The sequence below is a fragment of the Streptomyces sp. NPDC007872 genome (assembly GCF_042868165.1).
Classification (GTDB): Bacteria; Actinomycetota; Actinomycetes; order Streptomycetales; family Streptomycetaceae; genus Streptomyces.
On sequence record NZ_JBIAEA010000001.1, the window covers coordinates 519,737 to 541,549 of the forward strand.

Below are 21,813 nucleotides of genomic sequence, written 5' to 3' on the forward strand. Positions count from 1 at the left end.
GCACCGCCCCGGCGCCCCGCCCTCCTTCCCCTCCCCTCCCCCTCTCCGTCCCGTCCCGCGGCCGGCCCCGAGCCGCCGCGGGTGACCCCTGGAGCAAGACCCATGACCGAGCGTGCTCTGCGACGCCTCGCCCTGACCGGGGCCCAGACCGGAGTCTGGTACGGCCAGCGGCTCGACCCCGACTCCCCGGTCTACAACGTCGGGCAGTACGTCGCCGTCGACGGCGCGCTCGACCCGGACCTCTTCGCCACGGCCCTGCGCCGGGTCGTCGGGGAGTGCGAGGCCCTCACCGTCCGCTTCGAGGAGGACGAGAACGGGCAGCCGTCCCAGGTCCTCGCCGACGCGCCCCCGAGCGGCCCCCTCGTGGAGGTCGTGGACCACCTGGGCGCCCCGGACCCGGAGGCCGCCGCGCTCGCCGCGATGCGGGCCGACATGGCCGCGCCCGCCGACCCGGCCACCGCCCCGCTGTTCGGCTTCGCCCTGCACCGGGTCGCCCCGGACCGCACGCTCTGGTACCAGCGCGTCCACCACATCGCGCTCGACGCCTACGGCTTCTCGCTCCTGTCCCGCCGCACCGCCGAGGTCTACACGGCACTCGCGCGCGGCGAGGAGCCCGCCCCCTCCCCCTTCGGCCCGCTGTCCGCCGTCGTCGAGGAGGAGGCCGCCTACCGGGACGGCGAGCGGTACGCCGCCGACCGCGCGTACTGGCGGGACCGGCTCGCGGACCGGGGCGACCACGAGCCGCTGGCCGGCGCCTCCTTCCCGGCCGCCCCCGACTTCCTGCGCGCCGAGGCCGCGCTCACCCCCGAGGCCACCGCCGGGGTCCTCGCCCTCGCCCGCGCCGCCAAGGCCACCTGGGCGGACGCCGTGACGGCCGCCTTCGCCGCCTTCCTGCACCGCTCGACCGGCGACCGGGACGTGCTGCTCTCGCTGCCCGCGATGGCCCGCCTCGGCTCGGCCTCCCTCTCCGTGCCCGCGATGGTGGTCAACGTGCTGCCGCTGCGGGTCGCGGTCCGCCCCGACCTCCCGCTGGCCGAGCTGGTCGCCGAGGTCGCCGCCGGCGTGCGCGACCTGCGCCGCCACCAGCGCTACCGCGCCGAGGACATCCGCCGCGACCTCGGTCTCGTCGGCCGCGACCGGGGTCCCCTCGGCCCGATGGTCAACGTCAAGGCCTTCGACAACGCTCTGGACTTCGCCGGCGCCCCCGGCACCGTGCACAACGTGGCCGCCGGACCGGTCGACGACCTGACCCTGGCCGTCCGCCACGACACGGCCGCCGGCCGGATCGCCTTCGAGCTCGATGCCAACCCGCGCGCCTACGACGCCGAGGGCCTGGACGCCCGCTGCGCCGAGTTCGTCCGCTTCCTCACCGAGGCCGCCACCGCCGGCCCCGACACCCCCGTGGGCCGCCCCGGCCTCCTCGACGACGCCCTCCTGGAGACGCTCGCCGCGCAGGCCGCCGCGACCGCCCGCGAGGTGGCGCCCGGCACCGTCGTCGAGGCCTTCGCCGAGCAGGCGCGGAAGCACCCCGGGGCCGTCGCTCTCGTCGCGGGCGCCGAGGAGCTCACGTACGGGGAACTCGACGCCCGGGTCGACCGGCTGGCCCGACTGCTCGCCGCGCGCGGCGTCGGCCCCGAGCGGTTCGTCGGCATCGCCCTGCCGCGCGGCGCCGACCTCGTCGTCGCCCTGCTCGCCGTGCTCAGAGCCGGCGGCGCCTATCTGCCGCTCGACCTCGAATACCCCGCCGAGCGCCTGGAGTTCATGGTCGAGGACGCGCGCCCGGTGTGCGTCCTCACCACCCTGGCCGCCGCGGCCGACGCCCCCGACGTGCCCGGCACCGAGACCCTCGTCCTGGACTCCCCCGACGCCCTGTCCGCCCTCGCGGACCTGGCCGGCGAGCCCGCAGAGCCGCTTCCGGCCCCGGACGGCGACCACCCGGCGTACGTCATCCACACCTCGGGCTCCACCGGCCGCCCCAAGGGCGTGGTGATCCCGCACTCCGCGCTCGCCAACTTCCTGCGCATGCAGGCACACGAGCTGGCCATGGAGCCCGGCGACGGACTCGTCGCCGTCACCACGGTCTCCTTCGACATCGCCGCCCTGGAGATCCACGTCCCGCTGATCAGCGGCGCGGCGGTCGTCCTCGCGGGCCGCGACACCGTCCGCGACCCGGCGGCGCTCGCCGCCCTGGTCGAGGCCCACCGGCCGACCGTGATGCAGGCGACGCCGTCGCTGTGGCACGCCCTCCTGGAGGAGGGCGCCCCGCGCGCGCTCGCCCGCACCAAGGTCCTCGTCGGCGGCGAGGCCCTGCCCGCCGCCCTCGCCGAGCGCCTCGCCCGCACGGCCGCCTCGGTCACCAACGTGTACGGGCCGACCGAGGTGACCGTCTGGGCCACCTCCTCCGTCCTCTCCCCCGGGCACACCGGCACCCCGGACATCGGCCTGCCGTTCTGGAACACCCGCGCCCACGTCCTGGACTCGGCGCTCCGCCCCGTCCCGCACGGCCGCCCCGGCGAGCTGTACCTGTCGGGCGACCAGCTCGCGCGCGGCTACCTCGGCCGCCCGGCGCTCACCTCCGAGCGGTTCACGGCCGACCCGTACGGCCCGCCCGGCTCCCGCATGTACCGCACCGGCGACCTGGTGCGCCGCCGCCCCGACGGCGTCATCGACTTCCTGGGCCGCGCCGACGACCAGGTGAAGGTGCGCGGCTTCCGCATCGAACTCGGCGAGATCGAGACCGCCCTGACGGACCGCCCCGAGGTGGACCGGGCCGTGGTCGTGGTCCGCGAGGACATACCCGGCTCCCCGCTCCTGGTCGGCTACGTGACCGGCGCGGGCGGGGCCGCCCCGGACGCGGCCGGGCTGCGCGCGGCCGTCGGCGAGCGGCTTCCCGCGCACATGGTGCCGTCGGCCGTGGTGGTCCTGGACGCCTTCCCGCTCACCGCCAACGGCAAGGTCGACCGGCGCGCGCTGCCCGCGCCCGACCTGGCCGGGTCCGCCGCGACCGCCGGCCGGACCCCCCGCGACGCCCGCGAGGAGATCGTCGCCGGGGCGTACGCGGACGTCCTGGAGCTGGCCTCGGCCGGCCCCGAGGACGACTTCTTCGACCTCGGCGGGCACTCCCTGCTCGCCGCCCGCGTCGCCGCCCGGCTGCGCACCGCGCTCGGCGCCGACTGCGGCGTGCGGGACGTGTTCGAGGCCCGTACGCCCGCGGCCCTGGCCGAGCGGCTCGCCGCCCGCACCGCGACGGGCGCCCGCCCGGCGCTCACCGCCGGGCAGCGGCCCGGGACGCTTCCGCTGTCCGACGCGCAGCACCGGCTCTGGTTCCTGCACCAGCTCGAAGGCCCCGGCGCCACGTACAACATCCCGTTCGTGGCCCGGTTCGGCACGCTTCTGGACCCGGCGGCCCTGGACGCGGCCCTCGGGGACGTGGTGGCCCGGCACGAGGCGCTGCGCACGGTCTTCGCCGAGCAGGACGGCGAGCCGTACCAGCGGATCCTGTCCCCGGCCGACGCCGGGGTGCGGCTGCGCGTGGAGGAGACCGCCGCGGACCGCGTCGACGCGGCCGTGGAGACGGCCCTCGGCCACCTCTTCGACCTGTCGGCCGAGGCCCCGGTGCGGGTCACCCTGGTCCGCGACACCGCGCGCGGCACCGACGCCCTGGTGGTCCTCCTCCACCACATCGCCAGCGACGAGTGGTCGATGGGCCCCTTCCTGAACGGCCTCGAACACGCCTACGCGGCCCGGCTCCGGGGCGAGGCACCCGCGTTCGCCCCGCTGCCCGTGCAGTACGCCGACTTCGCGCTCTGGCAGCGCGAGGCCCTCGGCGACCCGGCGGACCCGGGGTCCCCGGCCGCCCGGCAGGCCGCGTACTGGCGCGAGGCGCTCGCCGGGCTCCCGGCCGAGGCGACCCCGCCCGCCGACCGGCCCCGGCCCGCCGAGCCCGACAACGCGGGCGGCATGGTGCACCACGAGGTGCCCGCCGCGCTCGCCTCCGGCATCCGCCGCCTGGCCCGCGAGTCCGGCACCAGCGTCTTCATGGTCGTGCACGCGGCCGTCGCCACCCTGCTCCACCGGCTCGGCGCGGGCGACGACATCCCCCTCGGCAGTCCGGTCGCCGGCCGGTCCGACCCGGCCCTGGACGGTCTCGTCGGCTTCTTCGTGAACACGGTGGTGCTGCGCGCCGATCTGTCCGGCGACCCGACGTTCGCCGCGCTCCTGGAGCGGGTGCGCGGCGCCGACCTGGCCGCGCTCGACCACGCCGACCTGCCGTTCGACGCGGTCGTGGAGGCCGTCAACCCGGAGCGCTCCCTCACCCGGCACCCGCTCTTCCAGACCATGGTGTCGCACAGCACCGTCACCCAGGACGTGCGCGCCCTGTTCGGTCTGGACGCGGCCGTGGACCGGACCGACCCGGGCGTCACCAAGTTCGACCTCGACGTCACCTTCTCCGACAGCGCCCACGGCGACGAACTGGACCTGGAGGTCTTCTACTCGTCCGCCCTGTACGACCGGGCCACGGCCGACGCGCTCGCCGCCCGCCTCCTGCGCCTCCTGGAGCAGGCCGTCGCGGCCCCGGAGACCCCGGTCTCCGCGTACGAGCTGCGCTCCGCGGAGGAGCGGGCGCTCCTGGAGCGGTGGAACGACACCGGCGTCGACCATCCGGGCGCGACCGTCGTGGAGATCCTGGCCGAGCGCGTCCGGCAGACCCCGGACGCCGTCGCCCTGGTCTGCGGCGACCTGCGCCTCACCTTCGCCGAGCTCGACGACCGGGTCACCCGGCTCGCGCTGCTGCTCGCCGGGGAGGGCGTCGGCCCGGACGCCGTCGTGGCGCTCGCCGTGCCCCGCTCGGCCGAGTCGGTCGTCGCCGCCTTCGCCGTCCTGAAGGCCGGCGGCGCCTACCTGCCGCTCGACCTGGACCACCCGGAGGAGCGCCTGGCGTACATGCTGGGCGACGCCGCGCCCGTCTGCGTCGTCACCACCCGGGCCGTGGACGGGCGGGTCCCGGACGCGGCCGGCGCGTCCCGGCTCGTCCTGGACGACCCGGAGGTGCGGGACCGACTGGCCGCCGCCGAGGGCCCGGCGCCCCGCGCGCCCCGCCCGGACGACCTGGCGTACGTCATCTACACCTCCGGCTCCACCGGCCGCCCCAAGGGCGTCGGCCTGCACCACGCCGGTCTGACGAACCTGTACCGGGACCACGAGCGGCAGCTCTACCGCCCGGTCGCGGAGCGGCTCGGGCGGCGCGTGCGGGCCCTGCACACCGCCTCGTTCTCCTTCGACTCCTCGTGGGAGCAGCTCCTGTGGCTGATCGCGGGCCACGAGCTGCACGTCCTCGACGAGTACGGGCGCCGCGACGCGGACGCCGTCGTCGCCCACGTGCGGGAGGCGCGGATCGACGCGCTCGACGTCACCCCGTCGTACGGCCGCCACCTGCTCGACGCGGGCCTGCTCGCGGGCGAGCACCGCCCCCCGCTGTTCCTGCTCGGCGGCGAGGCCGTGCCGCCCGCCCTGTGGACGGAGCTGCGCGCGGTCACCGGCGTGGAGACGGTGAACTACTACGGTCCCACCGAGTTCACGGTGGACGCCCTGGTCGCCCGGGTCACCGACTGCGCGACCCCCGTGGTGGGCCGCCCGCTCGACAACACCCGGGCGCACGTCCTGGACGCCCGGCTGCGGCCGGTGCCGCCCGGCGTGCCCGGCGAGCTGTACCTCGCGGGCGTCCAGAACGCCCGCGGCTACCTGGGCCGTTCGGTGCTCACCTCCGAGCGGTTCACGGCCGACCCGTACGGTCCCGCCGGCTCCCGCATGTACCGCACGGGCGACCTGGCGCGCCGCCGCGCCGACGGCCTGATCGAGTTCCTCGGCCGCGCCGACGACCAGGTCAAGATGCGCGGCTTCCGCGTCGAACTCGGCGAGATCGAGGCCGAACTGACGGCCTGCGAGGGCGTCGCCTCGGCGGCCGTCCTTGTCCGCGAGGACGTCCCCGGCGTGCCGCGCCTGGTGGCGTACACGACCGGCGGCGCCGACCCGGACGCGGTGCGCCGCGCGGTGGCCGGGCGCCTGCCCGCGTACATGGTCCCGGCAGCGGTCGTCGCCCTGGACGTCCTGCCGGTGAACGTCAACGGCAAGCTGGACCGGGCCGCCCTGCCCGCGCCCGCCGTGACGGCCGCCGCGCCGTCCCGCGCCCCGCGCGGCGAGACGGAGGAGCGGCTCGCGGAGGCGTTCGCCGAGGTCCTGGGCCTGGCGTCGGTCGGCGCCGAGGACGACTTCTTCGCGCTCGGCGGCCACTCCCTGCTCGCGACGCGCCTGGTGGCCCGGGTGCGCGCGGCGGGCCGCGCCTGCTCGGTGCGCGACGTGTTCGAGGCGCGGACGGTCGCGGCGCTCGCCGCCCGGCTCGCGGAGCGGACCGCCTCCGAGCGGCCCGCCCTCGCCCCCGCCGTACGGCCGGAGCGGCTGCCGCTCTCGTACGCCCAGCGGCGCCTGTGGTTCCAGTACGACATGGACGGCGCGAGCTCCACGTACACCGTCCCGCTGGCCCTGCGGCTGCGGGAGCGGCCCGACGCCGACGCCCTGCGCGCCGCGTTCGGCGACCTGGTGGCCCGCCACGAGGTGCTGCGGACCGTGTTCGCGGAGGCCGACGGCGAGCCGTACCAGCGGATCCTGGCGCCCGGCGAGGCCGAGGTGCCGTTCACGGTCCGCGAGGCGGCCCCGGAGGCGCTCGCGGACGCGGTGGAGGCGACGATCGCGGAGCCCCTGGGCCTGGAGGACGAACTCCCGCTGCGGGTCACGCTGTTCGGCACGTCCGACGACGAGCACGTGCTCGTCGTGCTCCTGCACCACATCGCGACCGACGAGTGGTCCACCGGACCGCTCCTGACCGACCTGGACACCGCCTACACCGCGCGCCTCGCGGGCCGGGCCCCCGCGTTCCCCGCACTCCCCGTCCAGTACGCGGACTACGCCCTCTGGCAGCGCGCGCTCCTCGGCGACGCGGCGGACGCCTCTTCCCTGGCCGCCCGCCAGTCCGCCTTCTGGCGCGACGCCCTGGCCGGGCTGCCGGAGGAGCTGGCGCTGCCCACCGACCGGCCCCGGCCGGCCGTCCCGACCCACCGGGGCGACACGGTCACGGCCGAGCTCCCGGCCGCGCTCGTGGCCCGCCTCGACCGGCTGGCGGCGGACTCCGGCGCGACGATGTTCATGGTGGTGCACGCGGCCGTCGCGGCCCTGCTCCACCGGCTCGGCGCCGGGGACGACGTCCCCCTCGGTACCCCGGTCGCGGGACGCGGCGACAGCGTCCTCGACGGGCTCGTGGGCTTCTTCGTCAACACGGCCGTCCTGCGCACCGACCTGTCCGGCGACCCCTCCTTCACGGAGCTCCTCGACCGCGCCCGCACGGCGGGCCTCGCGGTCCTCGACCACGCCGACCTGCCCTTCGACGCCGTCGTGGAGGCCGTCGCGCCGGTCCGCTCGCTCGCCCGCCACCCGCTGTTCCAGACGATGGTGGCGTACGAGGGCGGCGGCCCGGACCTGTCCCGGCTGCTCGGCACGGACGCCGGGGAGTTCCCGGTGCGGGGCGGCGCGGCCAAGTTCGACCTGGAGATCCTGTTCCGGCGCACGCAGGAGGCCGACGGTGCCGGCATGACCTGCGGCGTGCGCTACGCGACCGACCTGTTCGAGCGCGCGGGCGCCGAGCGTCTGACGGAGCGGCTCGTCCGCCTCCTGGACGCCGTGGCGGCCGCGCCCGACGCGCCCGTGTCCTCCGCCGCGCTGATGGACGGGGACGAGCGGCGGCGGGTCCTGGAGGAGTGGAACGCGACCGACCGTGCCGTGGACGGCCCCCGCACCCTCGCGGACCTGGTGGCGGCGGGTGCGGCGAAGGCCGAGGGTCCGGCGCTCGTCTTCGAGGACGAGGAGCTGTCCCGTACGGAGTTCGACGCGCGGGTCAACCGCCTCGCCCGGCTGCTGATCGGCCGGGGCGTGGGACCGGAGTCGGTCGTCGCCGTGGCCCTGCCCCGCTCGCTCGACCTGCTGATCGCCATCCACGCCGTCGTCCGGGCCGGCGGCGCCTACCTGCCGCTCGACCTCACCCTGCCCGCCGACCGCCTCACCCACATGACGGACACCGCGCGTCCGGTGTGCGTCCTGACGGACCTGCCGTCGCTCGGCGCGCTGCCGGCCGGCGTGGAGGCCGAGCCGGTGGTCCTGGACGCGCCCGAGGTGCGTGCGGAGCTGGACGGCCTGGCCGACACCGTGGTCACGGACGCGGACCGGTCGGCCCCGCTGCTTCCGCGCCACCCGGCGTACGTCATCTTCACCTCCGGCTCCACCGGACGCCCCAAGGGCGTCATGGTCGAGCACGAGGCCATCGTCAACCGGCTCGCCTGGATGGAGGGCACGTACCGGCTGACCCCGGCCGACCGGGTCCTCCAGAAGACCCCGACCACGTTCGACGTCTCCGTCTGGGAGCTGTTCTGGCCGCTCGCCCAGGGCGTGCCGCTGGTCGTCGCCCGGCCCGAGGGCCACCGGGACCCGCAGTACCTCGCGGAGCTGATCCGCGACCGGCGGGTCAGCGTGCTGCACTTCGTGCCGTCGATGCTCCAGGCGTTCCTGGACTCGGTGGACGTGGCGGACTGCCCGGGGCTGCGGCTCGTGGTGTGCAGCGGCGAGGCGCTGCCCACCGACCTGGTGAACCGTTTCCACGCCTCCGCCGGGGGCCGCGCGGTGACCCTGGAGAACCTCTACGGGCCCACCGAGGCCGCCGTGGACGTCACCGCCGCCACCGCCCTCCCGGGCGCCACCACGGCGTCGGCCTCCATCGGCTCCCCCGTCTGGAACACCCGCGTCCACGTCCTCGACGGACGCCTCCAGCCGGTCCCGGTCGGCGTGCCCGGCGAGCTGTACCTCGCCGGCGTCCAACTCGCCCGCGGCTACCTCTCCCGCCCCGACCTGACGGCGGAACGATTCGTCGCCGACCCGCACGGCCCGGCCGGCTCCCGCATGTACCGCACGGGCGACCTCGTCGTCCGGCACGCGGACGGCCGGATCCAGTACCTCGGCCGCACCGACGACCAGGTCAAGCTGCGCGGCCTGCGCATCGAGCCGGGCGAGATCGACGCGGTCGTGGCGTCCGCCCCCGGCGTGGCGCACGCGGTGACCCTGGTCCGCGAGGACCGGCCCGGCGTGCAGCGGCTCGTGGGGTACGTCGTCGGCGCCGGCGACGGGCCGGTCGCCGTGGACGCGGTGCGCGCCCACGCGGCCTCCCGCCTGCCGGAGTACATGGTCCCGAACGTGTTCCTGGAGATCCCGGCCGTTCCCCTCTCCCCCAACGGCAAGCTCGACCGCCGGGCCCTGCCCGTGCCGCCGGACGCCGTCGCCGGGCCCTCGCGGGCGCCGAGGGACGCGCGCGAGGAGATCCTGCTCGGGATCGTCGCGGCCGTGCTCGGCCTGGAGACGGCCGGTGTCGAGGACGACTTCTTCGCCCTCGGCGGCCACTCCCTGCTCGCGGCCCGCGCGGCGAGCCGGATGCGGTCCGCCCTGGGCGTGGAGTGCTCGGTGCGGGACGTGTTCGAGGCGCGGACGGTCGCGGCGCTCGCGGCCCGGCTCGCGGAGCGGACCGCCTCCGAGCGGCCCGCCCTCGCCCCGGTCGCGCGGCCGGAGCGGCTGCCGCTCTCGTACGCCCAGCGGCGCCTGTGGCTCTTCGACAGCGTGCGGGGCCCGGGGACCGCGTACAACGTGCCCTTCGCGGTCCGTCTCGACGGTCCCGTGGACGCGCGGGCCGTACGGGCCGCCGTGGAGGATCTGGTGGCGCGGCACGAGGTGCTGCGGACCGTGTTCGCGGAGGCCGACGGCGAGCCGTACCAGCGGATCCTGACGCCCGGCGAGGCGCGGGTGCCGTTCGCGGCGCGCCGCGTCCGCGCCGAGGACCTGGCCGCCGAGGCGGAGGCCGCCTCCCGGTACGTCTTCGACCTGGCCCGGGAGATCCCGGTGCGGGTCACGCTGCTCAGCGCCTCCGACGAGGAGCACGAGCACGTGCTCGTCGTACTGCTGCACCACATCGCGACCGACGAGTGGTCCACCGGGCCGCTCCTGGCCGACCTGGACACCGCCTACGCGGCCCGCGCCGCCGGCCGGGCGCCCGAGTTCACCGAACTGCCCGTCCAGTACGCCGACTACGCCCTCTGGCAGCGCGAACTCCTCGGTGACGCCGAGGAGTCGGACTCGACGGCGGCGCGCCAGACCGCGTACTGGCGGGAGGCGCTCGCCGGCGTCCCGGAGGAGCTGGGTCTGTTCACCGACACCCCGCGCCCGGCGACGCCGACGCACGGCGGCGACGTGGTCCCGTTCGACGTGTCGGCCGCGACGGGCGCCGGGCTCGCCCGGATCGCCCGCGACTCCGGCGCGACGATGTTCATGGTGGTGCACGCGGCCGTCGCGGCCCTGCTCCACCGGCTCGGCGCCGGGGACGACGTCCCCCTCGGCGCCCCGGTCTCCGGGCGCGGCGACGAGCGGCTCGACGGGCTCGTGGGCTTCTTCCTGAACACGCTCGTGCTGCGCGCGGACGTGTCGGGCGAGCCGACGTTCGCGGAGCTGGTCGACCGGGTGCGGGACGCCGGTCTGGCGGGCTTCGCCCATGCCGACCTGCCGCTCGAAGCGGTGGCGGAGGCGGTGGGCGCGGCCCGCTCCCAGGCCCGCAACCCGCTGTTCCAGGCGATGGTGACGTACCACTCGGTGTCCACCGAGGTCTCCTCGCTCTTCGGGGTCGCGGCCCGTGAACTGCCGGTGGAGATCGGCGGGTCGAAGGTCGACCTGGAGTTCGCGTTCGGCGGCTCGGAGGACGACGGGCGGATCGAGGGCGGCCTGCGGTACGCGACCGACCTCTTCGGCCGGCCGGGCGCCGAGCGGCTCGTGGAACGGCTCGTCCGCCTCCTGGACGCCGTGGCGGCCGCGCCGGGCGCGCCGGTCTCCTCCCTGGACCTGATGGACGGGGACGAACGGCACGCCCTGGAGGGCTGGAACGCGACCGACCGTGCCGTGGACGGCCCCCGCACCCTCGCGGACCTGGTGGCGGCGGGCGCGGCGAAGGCCGAGGGTCCGGCGCTCGTCTTCGAGGACGAGGAGCTGTCCCGTACGGAGTTCGACGCGCGGGTCAACCGCCTCGCCCGACTCCTGATCGGCCGGGGCGTGGGACCGGAGTCGGTCGTCGCCGTGGCCCTGCCCCGCTCGCTCGACCTGCTCATCGCCATCCACGCCGTCGTCCGGGCCGGCGGCGCCTACCTGCCGCTCGACCTCACCCTGCCCGCCGACCGCCTCACCCACATGTGCGAGACGGCCCGGCCGGTCGCCGTCCTCACCGACACGGCCTCGGCGCCGGACCTTCCGGCGGGGCTCGCGGCGGAGCGGATCGTGCTCGACTCGGCCGCCGTGGCGGCGGAGTGGACCGGCGCGGACGCGCACGCGGTGACGGACGCGGACCGGCGGGCTCCCCTGCTGCCGCGCCACCCGGCGTACGTCATCTTCACCTCCGGCTCCACCGGACGCCCCAAGGGCGTCGTGGTCGAGCACGAGGCCATCGTCAACCGCCTCCAGTGGATGCAGGACGCGTACGGGCTCACGCCCGTCGACCGGGTCCTCCAGAAGACGCCGACGACGTTCGACGTCTCCGTGTGGGAGCTGTTCTGGCCGGTGGCGCAGGGCGTGCCGCTCGTCGTCGCCCGGCCGGACGGGCACAAGGACCCGGAGTACCTGGCCGAAGTGATCCGCGACCGGCGGGTCAGCGTGCTGCACTTCGTGCCGTCGATGCTGGCCGCGTTCGTCGCGGGCGTGGAGATCGCGGACTGCCCGGGCCTGCGGCTCGTGGTGTGCAGCGGCGAGGCCCTGCCGACGGATCTCGTGGACCGCTTCCACGCCTCCGCCGGAGGCCGCGCGGTGGCCCTGGAGAACCTGTACGGGCCCACCGAGGCCGCCGTGGACGTCACCGCCGCCACCGCCCTCCCGGGCGCCACGACGGCCTCCGCCTCCATCGGCTCCCCGGTGTGGAACACCCGCGTCCACGTCCTGGACCACCGGCTGCGGCCCGTCCCGGTCGGCGTGCCCGGCGAGCTGTACCTCGCCGGCGTCCAGCTCGCCCGCGGCTACCTCTCCCGCCCCGACCTGACCGCCGAGCGGTTCGTGGCCGACCCGTACGGGCCCGCCGGGTCCCGCATGTACCGGACCGGCGACCTGGTCGTCCGGCACGACGACGGGCGGCTCCAGTACCTCGGCCGCACCGACGACCAGGTCAAGCTGCGCGGCCTGCGCATCGAGCTGGGCGAGATCGACGCGGTGCTCTCCGGGGCGCCCGGGGTGGCCCGTGCCGTCTCGGTGGTCCGCGAGGACCGGCCGGGCGCGCGCAGGCTCGTCGCCTACGCCGTCCCGGCGGGCGACGGACCGCTCGACCCGGACGCGCTGCGGGCGCACGCGGCGACGCGGCTCCCCGAGTACATGGTCCCGGCCGTGATCATGGAGATCCCGGCCGTGCCGCTCTCCCCCAACGGCAAGCTCGACCGGCGCGCCCTGCCGGCACCGCCGGAGCCCCGCCGGGCGACGGCCGCGCCGACCGCGCCGGTGGCCGCCACCGAGACCCCGGCCGAGCTGCTCGCGCGGCTGATGGCCGAGGTCCTCGGGCTGCCCGTGGTAGGTCCCGACGACAACTTCTTCGAGCTGGGCGGCGACAGCATCGTCTCCATCCGGTACGTCAGCCAGGCCCGCAAGGCCGGGTTCACGGTGACGGCCCGCCAGGTGTTCCAGCACCCGACGCCGGCCGGTCTGGCCGCCGTCGCCGCGCCCGCCGCCCCGGCGGGCAAGGCCCCGGAGCGTCCGGCCGAGCAGGCGACGGGCCCGCTGGTCCTGCCGCCGGTGGCGCACTGGTTCGCGGGGCGCGGCGGCGCGTACCGCCGGTTCTGCCAGGCCCGTCTGGTGCTGCTGCCCGCCGGGGTGCGGCCCGCGGACCTGGAGACGGCCCTCCAGGCGGTCCTGGACCGGCACGACGGGCTGCGGCAGGTGCTGACCGTGGCGCGGTCCGGCGTGTGGAGCGCCGAGGTCGCCCCGGTGGGCGCGCTGACGGCCGCGTCGGTGCTGCGGACGGTGAACGCCGCCGGGCTCGGCGCGGAGGCCCTGCGGGAGCTGGTCTCCCGTGAGTCGGACCGGGCCGCGGGCGAGCTGGACCCGGAGTCCGGGCGGACCGTGCGGGCCGTGCGCTTCGACGCCGGTCCCGGCGAGCCGGGCAGGCTGCTGCTCGTCGCCCACCACCTGGTGGTGGACGAGGTGTCGTGGCAGATCCTGCTGCCGGACCTGCGGGCCGCGTGCGAGGCGGCGGCGGAGGGGCGGACGCCCGCCCTCGACGCCGTGCCGACGGCGCTGCGCACGTGGACGGCGGGGCTGCTCGCCGAGGCGCAGAGCGCGCGCCGGACCGCCGAGCTGGACCGGTGGCTGGCCGAGTCCGCGACCGGCGGGCGGCTCCTGACGGACCGTGCGCTCGACCCGGCGCGGGACACGGTGGCGACCGCGCGGCGGCTCACCGTGCGGCTCTCCGCCGAGCGCACCGAGCCCCTTCTGACGGCCGTGCCGCAGGCCTTCCACGGCACGGTCAACGACACGCTGCTCACCGCGCTCGCGCTGGCCGCGGGCGACTGGGCGGCCCGGCACGGGAAGCCGGCGAACGGGCTGACCGTGGACCTTGAGGGCCACGGCCGGGAGCAGGACCTCGTCCCGGGCGCCGACCTGACCCGTACGGTCGGCTGGCTGACCAGCGTGTACCCGCTGCGGCTCACCGCGGACTCCTACGACGCGCGTGCGGTCGTGGGCGGGACGCAGGACGCCGGGGCGGCCCTGAAGGAGATCAAGGAGCGGATCCGCAGGGTCCCGGACGGCGGGATCGGCGCCGGGCTGCTGCGGTACGCCAACGCCGCCACCGCCGGTCTGTTCGACCCGGAGGACCGCCCGGAGATCCTGTGGAACTACCTGGGCCGGCAGACCGCCGCCCGGCAGTCCGCCTGGGGGCCGGCCGAGGAGGCCGACGCGCTCGCCGTCGGTCCGGAGCCGGACGCCCCGCTCGCGTACCCCCTCCAGGTGGACGCGGAGGTGGAGCAGGGCCCGGACGGGCCGGAGCTGGCCGCTTCCTTCCTGTGGGCGGGCGACGCCCTGTCCCAGGACACGGTCGCGGCGCTCGCGGACGGCTGGACGGCCGCCCTCGACGCGCTCGCGGCCTGGGCGGCGGGCGGGGTCACCGCCGGGCACACCCCGTCCGACCTCGACCTGCTCGACCTCGACCAGAACCAGATCACCATGCTCGAAGAAATGTGGAGGGCCCAGCAGTGATGCAGGCTCGTATCGAGGACATGCTGCCGCTGTCCCCCCTTCAGCAGGGCATGCTGTTCCACTCCGTCTACGACGACGGGGCGGCCGACGTGTACACCGTGCAGGTGTCGGTGGGGCTCGCGGGCCCCGTCGACGCCGACCGCCTGGAGCGTGCGGCCGCGGCGCTGCTGCGCCGGCACCCGAACCTGCGGGCCGGCTTCTGGCACGAGGGGGTGCCGCAGCCGGTGCAGTTCGTGCCGGCGGAGGTGCCCTTCGCCCTGGAGCGGGTGGACCTGACGGAGGGCGGCGCCGCGGGCCCGTCCGGTTCGTCCGGTGCTGCCGGCGCTTCGGGTGTCTCGGGCGCTTCGGTGGAGGACCGGCTCGCCGGGCTGCGCCGGGCCGAGCTGGCCCGCCGCTTCCAGCTCCACCGGCCGCCGCTGCTGCGCCTGGTGCTCGCCCGGGTGGGCGGGGACGACCACCGCCTGGTGATCACGGTCCACCACATCCTGGTCGACGGCTGGTCGATGCCGCTCCTCGTGGGCGACCTGCTCGCCTTGTACGCGACGGACGGCGACGCCTCGGGGCTGCCGCCGGTGCGCCCGTACCGCGCCTACCTGAAGTGGCTGAAGGAGCAGGACGCCCCGGCGGCCGAGGCCGCCTGGCGCGGGGCGCTCGCCGGGGTCGAGGAGGCGACGCTGGTCGCGGAGCCCGACCCGGCGCGCACCCCGGTCCGGCCGGGCGTGCGGTCCCTGGAGCTGTCGGAGGAGGCCACCGCCCGTCTGACGGCGGCGGCCCGCCGTCTCGGCACCACGCCGAGCACCCTGATCCAGTGCGCCTGGGGCCTGCTCGTCGGCGGTCTGACGGGCCGTCGTGACGTGCTGTTCGGTCTGACCGTGTCGGGCCGTCCGGACGAGATACCCGGCGTCGAGTCGATGCTCGGCCTGTTCATCACGACCGTGCCGGTGCGGCTGTCGGTCCGCAACGAGGAGACCGTCGAGGGGCTGCTCCGCCGCTTCCGCGACGAGCAGAACGCCCTCCTGGCCCACCACCACCTGGGGCTGCGGCTCATCCGCAAGCAGAGCGACGCGGGCGAGCTGTTCGACACCCTCGTCGTCATCGAGAACTACCCGGTGGACCCGGCGGCGCGCGAGACCGTCGCCGCCGGGGTGCGGGTGACCGGGGTCGAGGCGGAGGACGCCACCCACTACCCGCTGACCCTCGCGGTGTCCCTGGACGAGCGGGCCCTGCTGCGCCTGGAGTACCGCCCGGACGTCTTCGACGACCGGCGCGCGGGCCTGATCGCGGACCGCCTCGCCCACGTCCTGGACCGGATCGCGGAGGAGCCCGGCACGGCGGTCGGGGCGCTGCCCCTGCTGCCCGGGGCGGAGTCGGCGCGGGTGCGCGGGAGCTGGCCGGGGACGGTGCGGGACGTGCCGGCGGGCACGGTCGCGGACGTGTTCGCGGAGCGGGCGGCCCGTACCCCCGACGAGGTCGCGGTGGTGTGCGGCGGTGCGTCGCTCACCTTCGCGGAGGTCGACGCGCGGTCCGCGCGGCTCGCGTCGCTGCTCGCCGCGCGGGGCGTGGGCCCCGAGTCGGTGGTGGCGCTCGCCGTGCCGCGCTCGGCGGAGACCGTGGTGGCGATCCTCGCCGTCCTGCGGGCCGGCGGCGCGTACCTGCCGCTCGACCTGGACTACCCGGCGGACCGGCTCGGCCTGATGATCGACGACGCGCGTCCGGTGTGCGTGGTGACCACGGCGCGCGGTCTGGAGCTGCTGCCGGAGGCCGGTGACGGGCCGGAGCGGCTCGTCCTGGACGCGCCGGAGACGGCCGCCGCCCTGGCCGCGGCCCCGGCGGAGTTCGCCTCCCCGGCCGTCGCGGACGGGCACCCGGCGTACGTCATCTACACGTCCGGTTCGACCGGGCGTCCCAAGGGCGTCGTGCTGACCCACGGCGGTCTGTCCAACCTGTACGCCAACCACATCGCGGACGTCTTCGGCCCGGTGGTCGAGGCGACCGGCGGCCGGCGCCTGCGCGCCCTGCACACGGCGTCGTTCAGCTTCGACACCTCCTGGGAGCAGTTGTTCTGGCTGGTCGCCGGGCACGAGCTGCACGTCCTGGACGAGGTGGGCCGCCGGGACGCCGAGTTCGTCGTCTCGTACGTGCGGGAGCACCGGATCGAGACGATGGACGTCACCCCGACGTACGCGCTCGGCCTGCTCGACCAGGGCCTCCTGGACCCGGCCGCGCACCGTCCGGCGCTGCTGCTGCTCGGCGGCGAGGCGGTGCCGGAGGCGCTGTGGTCGGCGGTGCGGGCGGCGACCGGCGTGATGTCGGTGAACCTGTACGGGCCGACCGAGTACACGGTCGACGCGCTCGCGGCGGACCTGGCGGCCTCGGCCACCCCGGTGGTGGGCCGGCCGATCGGCAACACGCGCGCGTACCTGCTCGACGCGGCGCTGCGTCCGGTGCCCGCCGGGGCGACCGGCGAGCTGTACCTCGCGGGGCACGGCATCGCGCGCGGCTACCTGGGCCGGTTCGCGCTGACGGCGGAGCGGTTCGTGGCCGACCCGTACGGCGCCCCGGGATCGCGGATGTACCGCACGGGCGACCTGGCGCGGCTGCGCGCGGACGGGGAGATCGAGTACCTGGGCCGGGCCGACGACCAGGTGAAGATCCGCGGCTTCCGGATCGAGCCCGGTGAGGTCGAGTCCGCGCTCGCGGCGGTCGGCGGGGTCGGCGCGGCGGCCGTGGTGGTCCGCGAGGACACGCCGGGGGTGAAGCGGCTCGTCGGCTACGTGACGGGCACGGCCGACCCGGTGGCGGTCCGCGAGGAGCTGGCCGCGAGCCTGCCCGACTACATGGTCCCGGCGGCGGTCGTGGTCCTGGACGCGCTGCCGTTCACGGTCAACGGCAAGCTGGACCGGGCGGCGCTGCCCGCGCCGGTGTTCGGCGGCTCCGAGGGGTCGCGGGCGCCGGACGGGGAGCGCGAGGAGGCCCTGTGCCGGGTCTTCACCGAGGTCCTGGGGCTCGCGTCGGTGGGCGTGGACGACGACTTCTTCGCCCTGGGCGGCGACAGCATCGTCTCCATCCAGCTCGTGACCCGGGCCCGCAAGGAGGGCCTGGTCCTGACCCCGCGCGACGTGTTCGAGCGGCGGACGGTCGCGGCGCTCGCGCTCGCGGCCCGGACGCCGGAGGAGAAGGCGGCGTCCGCCGCGGCGTTGGACGCGGACGCCCCGCTCGTGGAGCTGGACGAGGCCGGCCGGAAGGTCCTGGAGCAGGTCTTCCCGGGCGCCGAGGAGGTGCTGCCGCTGGCTCCGCTCCAGGAGGGCCTGTACTTCCACGCGCAGTACGACGACCGGGCGCTGGACGTCTACCTGATGCAGAACTTCGTGGAGCTGCGGCACGCCGTGGACACGGCCGCGCTGCGCTCGGCGTTCGACGCGATGCTGCGCCGCCACCCGAACCTGCGCTCGGCGTTCTGGCACGAGGGCCTGCCGGGCCCGGTGCAGGTGGTTCCCGCCGCGTGGGAGCTGCCCTGGGAGGTCCGCGACCTGACGGGGCTCGACCGGACCGCGCAGGACGAGGCGCAGCGGGAGTTCTCGCTGGCGGACGCGGCGACCCGCTTCGACCTGTCGGCGCCGCCGCTGATGCGCGTGACGCTGCTCAAGTTCGCCGAGGACCGCTGGATGCTGTGCGTGACGCAGCACCACATCCTCACCGACGGCTGGTCGGAGTCGCTGTTCTTCGAGGAGCTGTTCGCGCTGTACGGGGCGGGCGGCCGCGAGGAGATCCTGCCGCCGGTCACGCCGTACCGGGAGTACCTGCGCTGGCTCGCGGGCACCGACGGCGAGGCGGCGCGGGCCGCCTGGCGCGCCCACCTGTCGGGCCTCGACCAGGCGACCCTGGTGGCGCCGGCCGATCCGACGCGGCAGCCGGTGACCGCCGAGGTGGTGGACATCGCGCTCGGCGAGGAGACCAGCGACCGGCTGCGGTCGTTCGCGCGGGGCTCCGGCGTGACCCTGAACACGGTCCTCTCGGCGGCCTGGGCGCTGTCTCTGTCCGGGATGACCGGCCGGGACGACGTGGTGTTCGGCGCGACGGTCTCGGGCCGTCCGGCGGACGTGCCGGGCGTCGACCAGATGATCGGCATGTTCATGAACACGCTGCCGTTCCGGGTGACGCTCCGTCCCGCGGAGACGCTGCGGGACCTGCTCGTCCGGATGCAGGGCGAGCACGCCGACCTGCTGCCCCACCACTACCTGGGGCTCGGCCCGATCCAGCAGGGCACCGGGATCGGCCAGCTCTTCGACACGCTGTACGTGTTCCGGAACACGCCGCTCGACGACGCGGCGCGCGAGGAGGCCGTGGAGCGGCACCAGATCGGCTGGACGCACAGCGTCGACGGCACGCACTACCCGCTGACCCTGGCGGTCACCCCGGAGCGTTCGCTCGAACTGAGCCTGGCGTACCGGCCGGACCTGTACGACCGGGAGACCGCCGAGCGGCTCGCGGGCCGGCTGCGGCTGCTCGTGGAGCAGTTCGCGGCGGGCGGGGCGACGCCGGTGGGCCGGCTGCGGACCCTGGAGACCGCCGAGCGGGCCGAGCTGCTCGCCCTGGGCGACGACACCGGGCACGACGTCCCGGACGTGCCGCTCGTGGACCTGTTCGCCCGGCAGGCGGCGCGGACCCCGGAGGCCACGGCGCTGGTCTTCGAGGACGAGCGGCTGACCTACGCGGAGCTGGACGAGCGGGCCAACCGCCTGGCGCGGGCGCTGATCGCGCGCGGGGCGGGTCCCGAGCGGACGGTGGCCCTGGGCCTGCCGCGCTCGGCGGACTTCGTGGTCGCGCTGTTCGCGGTGCTCAAGGCGGGGGCGGCGTACCTGCCGCTGGACCTGGACCACCCGGTGGACCGCCTTGCCGCGATGGTCGAGGACGCGGTGCCGGTCTGCCTGGTCACCGTGGACGCCGTGAAGGGCCGGGTCCCGGTCGTGGACGGCGTGCCGCCGCTCGCCCTGGACGACCCGGCGGTCGCCGCCGAGCTTGCGGCGCTGTCCGGCGGTCCGGTCGCGGAGGAGGAGCTGACCGGGCCGCGCGACGGCCGCCACCCGGCGTACCTGATCTACACCTCGGGTTCGACCGGCCGCCCCAAGGGCGTGGTGGTGCCGGGCTCGGGTCTGGTCAACATGCTGCTCAACCACCGGGAGCGGATCTTCGACCCGGCGGTGAAGCTGGCGGGCGGGCGCCGGATGCGGGTGGCGCACACGGTGTCGTTCGCGTTCGACATGTCGTGGGAGGAGTTCTTCTGGCTGGTCGACGGGCACGAGGTGCACGTCATCGGCGAGGAGCTGCGGCTCGACCCGGCGGCCCTGACGGCCCACTACGACCGGGTCGGCATCGACGTCGTCAACGTCACCCCGTCGTACGGGCAGCAGTTGGTCGACGCGGGCCTGCTCGACGCGGACCGGCACCGTCCGGCGCTGGTCCTGCTCGGCGGCGAGGCCGTGCCGGACTCCCTCTGGACGCTCCTGGAGGAGACCGGGGGCACGATGGGCTACAACCTGTACGGGCCCACCGAGTACACGATCAACGCGCTGGGCGCCGACGTGGAGACGAGCGTCTCGTCCTGCGTCGGCCGGCCCATCCACAACACCCGCGCCTACGTGCTCGACAGCGCGCTGCGGCCGGTGCCGCGCGGGGTGCCGGGCGAGCTGTACCTGGCGGGCGCGGGTCTGGCCCGGGGCTACTTCGCGCGTCCGGCGCTGACGGCGGAGCGGTTCGTGGCCGACCCGTTCGGCGAGCCGGGCACGCTGATGTACCGCACGGGCGACCTGGTGCGCTGGCGCGAGGACGGGCAGATCGACTACCTGGGCCGGGCCGACCACCAGGTGAAGATCCGCGGCTTCCGGATCGAGCTGGGCGAGATCGAGTCGGCGCTCGCCGCCGCTCCCGGGGTGGCCGCCGCCGCGGTGGTCGTGCACACCGGGACCAACGGCGTGAAGCGGCTCGTCGCGTACACCGTGCCCGCCTCGGACGCGGTGCGCACCGACCCGGAGGCGGAGACGGCGGCGCTGCGCGCCCTGCTCTCGGCGACCCTGCCGGAGTTCATGGTGCCGTCGGCGTTCGTCGAACTCCCGGCGCTGCCGCTGACGGTGAACGGCAAGGTGGACCGGGCGGCGCTGCCCGCCCCGGTGTTCGCGGACGCGGGCGGCGGCCGGCCGCCGAAGGACGCCCGCGAGGAGCTGCTCTGCGGGATCTTCGCGGACGTGCTCGGTCTGGAGCGGGTCGGCGTGGAGGACAACTTCTTCGAGCTGGGCGGGCACTCGCTGCTCGCGATGCGGCTCGTGGGGCGCATCCGCGACGAGCTGGGCGTGCCGGTGCAGGTGGGCACGGTGATGTCGGCGCCGACGGTCGCGGACGTGGCGGCCCGGATCGGGTCGGACTCGCGCCGGGACGCGCTGCGGGTGCTGCTGCCGCTGCGCGAACGGGGCACGAAGGCGCCGCTGTTCTGCTTCCACCCGGCGTCCGGGTTCGGTTGGCAGTACACGGGTCTGCTGCGCCACCTGGACGCGGACCGGCCGCTGTACGGCGTGCAGTCGCCGGGCCTGGCCGGGGAGCTGCCGGACGCGGCCGACGTGGCGGAGCTCGCCGAGCTGTACCTGGCGGCGATCCGGGAGGTGCAGCCGGAGGGTCCGTACCACTTCGCGGGCTACTCCTTCGGCGGGACGGTGGCGCACACCCTCGCCTCGATGCTTCGGGAGCGGGGCGAGGAGGTCGCCTTCCTGGCGCTGCTCGACGCCTATCCGCCGGAGCGGGACGACTGGTCGTACCTGGACGGGCCGGACTGGCGCGAGCGCCTGGAACGGGAGGAGAACGGCTTCCTGCTCTCGGTGGCGGGCCTGGGCGCGGAGGAGTCCGGCCGGGGCGGAGTGTCCCGGGAGGAGGCCGTCGCGGCGATCCGGGACAGCCAGGGCCTGCTCGCCGGGTTCGACGAGGAGCTGCTGCGGGCGATCGTGGACACCAACGTGCACTGCGTGCGGCTGCTCTCGCGCAGCACGACCCGTCACTTCGACGGCGACGTGCTGTTCTTCACGGCCTCCCGCACGACCGCGCCGGAGGACGCGCCGGGCACGGTGTGGCCGGCGTACGTGTCGGGGGAGTTCACCGAGCACGTCCTCGACCGGGGCCACGACGAGCTGATGGCTCCCGAGGCGCTGGCAGAGATCGGTCCGCTCCTGGACGGGGCGCTGCGGGCCGCCGCGGAGAGGCGGCCGGTCTCCGCGCGGGCCGGGGAGGTTCGGAAGGCCCCGGAGTCCGAGCGCCTTTGAACGACCCCCGGGAACCGATGGGCAACCAGCGAGACTTAGGCTAGGCTTACCTAAGTACGAGGAGAGATCGTGACGGATATCAACGGACCGGGCAGACCCGGACCGGGCGGGAACCGGCCGGACGGCGCGGCGCCGGGCGGCGACGCGTCGA

Annotated in this window: 2 protein-coding genes; both read left to right on the forward strand. The window is 76.1% G+C overall.

Features of this window, described 5'->3' with window-relative positions; translation table 11 throughout:
- Nucleotides 1-102 precede the first annotated feature (102 nt).
- Nucleotides 103-14,358, forward strand: a complete 14,256-nt coding sequence (locus tag ACFYNX_RS02175) for an amino acid adenylation domain-containing protein (protein ID WP_388656705.1) — start codon at nucleotides 103-105, stop codon at nucleotides 14,356-14,358.
- Nucleotides 14,358-21,662 carry an amino acid adenylation domain-containing protein gene (locus ACFYNX_RS02180; RefSeq protein ID WP_388657806.1) on the forward strand — a complete coding sequence of 2,435 codons (7,305 nt, stop codon included), beginning with the start codon at nucleotides 14,358-14,360 and terminating at the stop codon, nucleotides 21,660-21,662. The genes ACFYNX_RS02175 and ACFYNX_RS02180 overlap by 1 nt, the downstream gene beginning before the upstream one ends.
- Nucleotides 21,663-21,813: the final 151 nt, after the last annotated feature.

Coding starts and splice junctions, on each gene's coding strand:
- ACFYNX_RS02175 (WP_388656705.1), top strand. CDS start 103: ATGACCGAGCGTGCTCTGCGACGCCTCGCCCTGACCGGGGCCCAGACC.
- ACFYNX_RS02180 (WP_388657806.1), top strand. CDS start 14,358: ATGCAGGCTCGTATCGAGGACATGCTGCCGCTGTCCCCCCTTCAGCAG.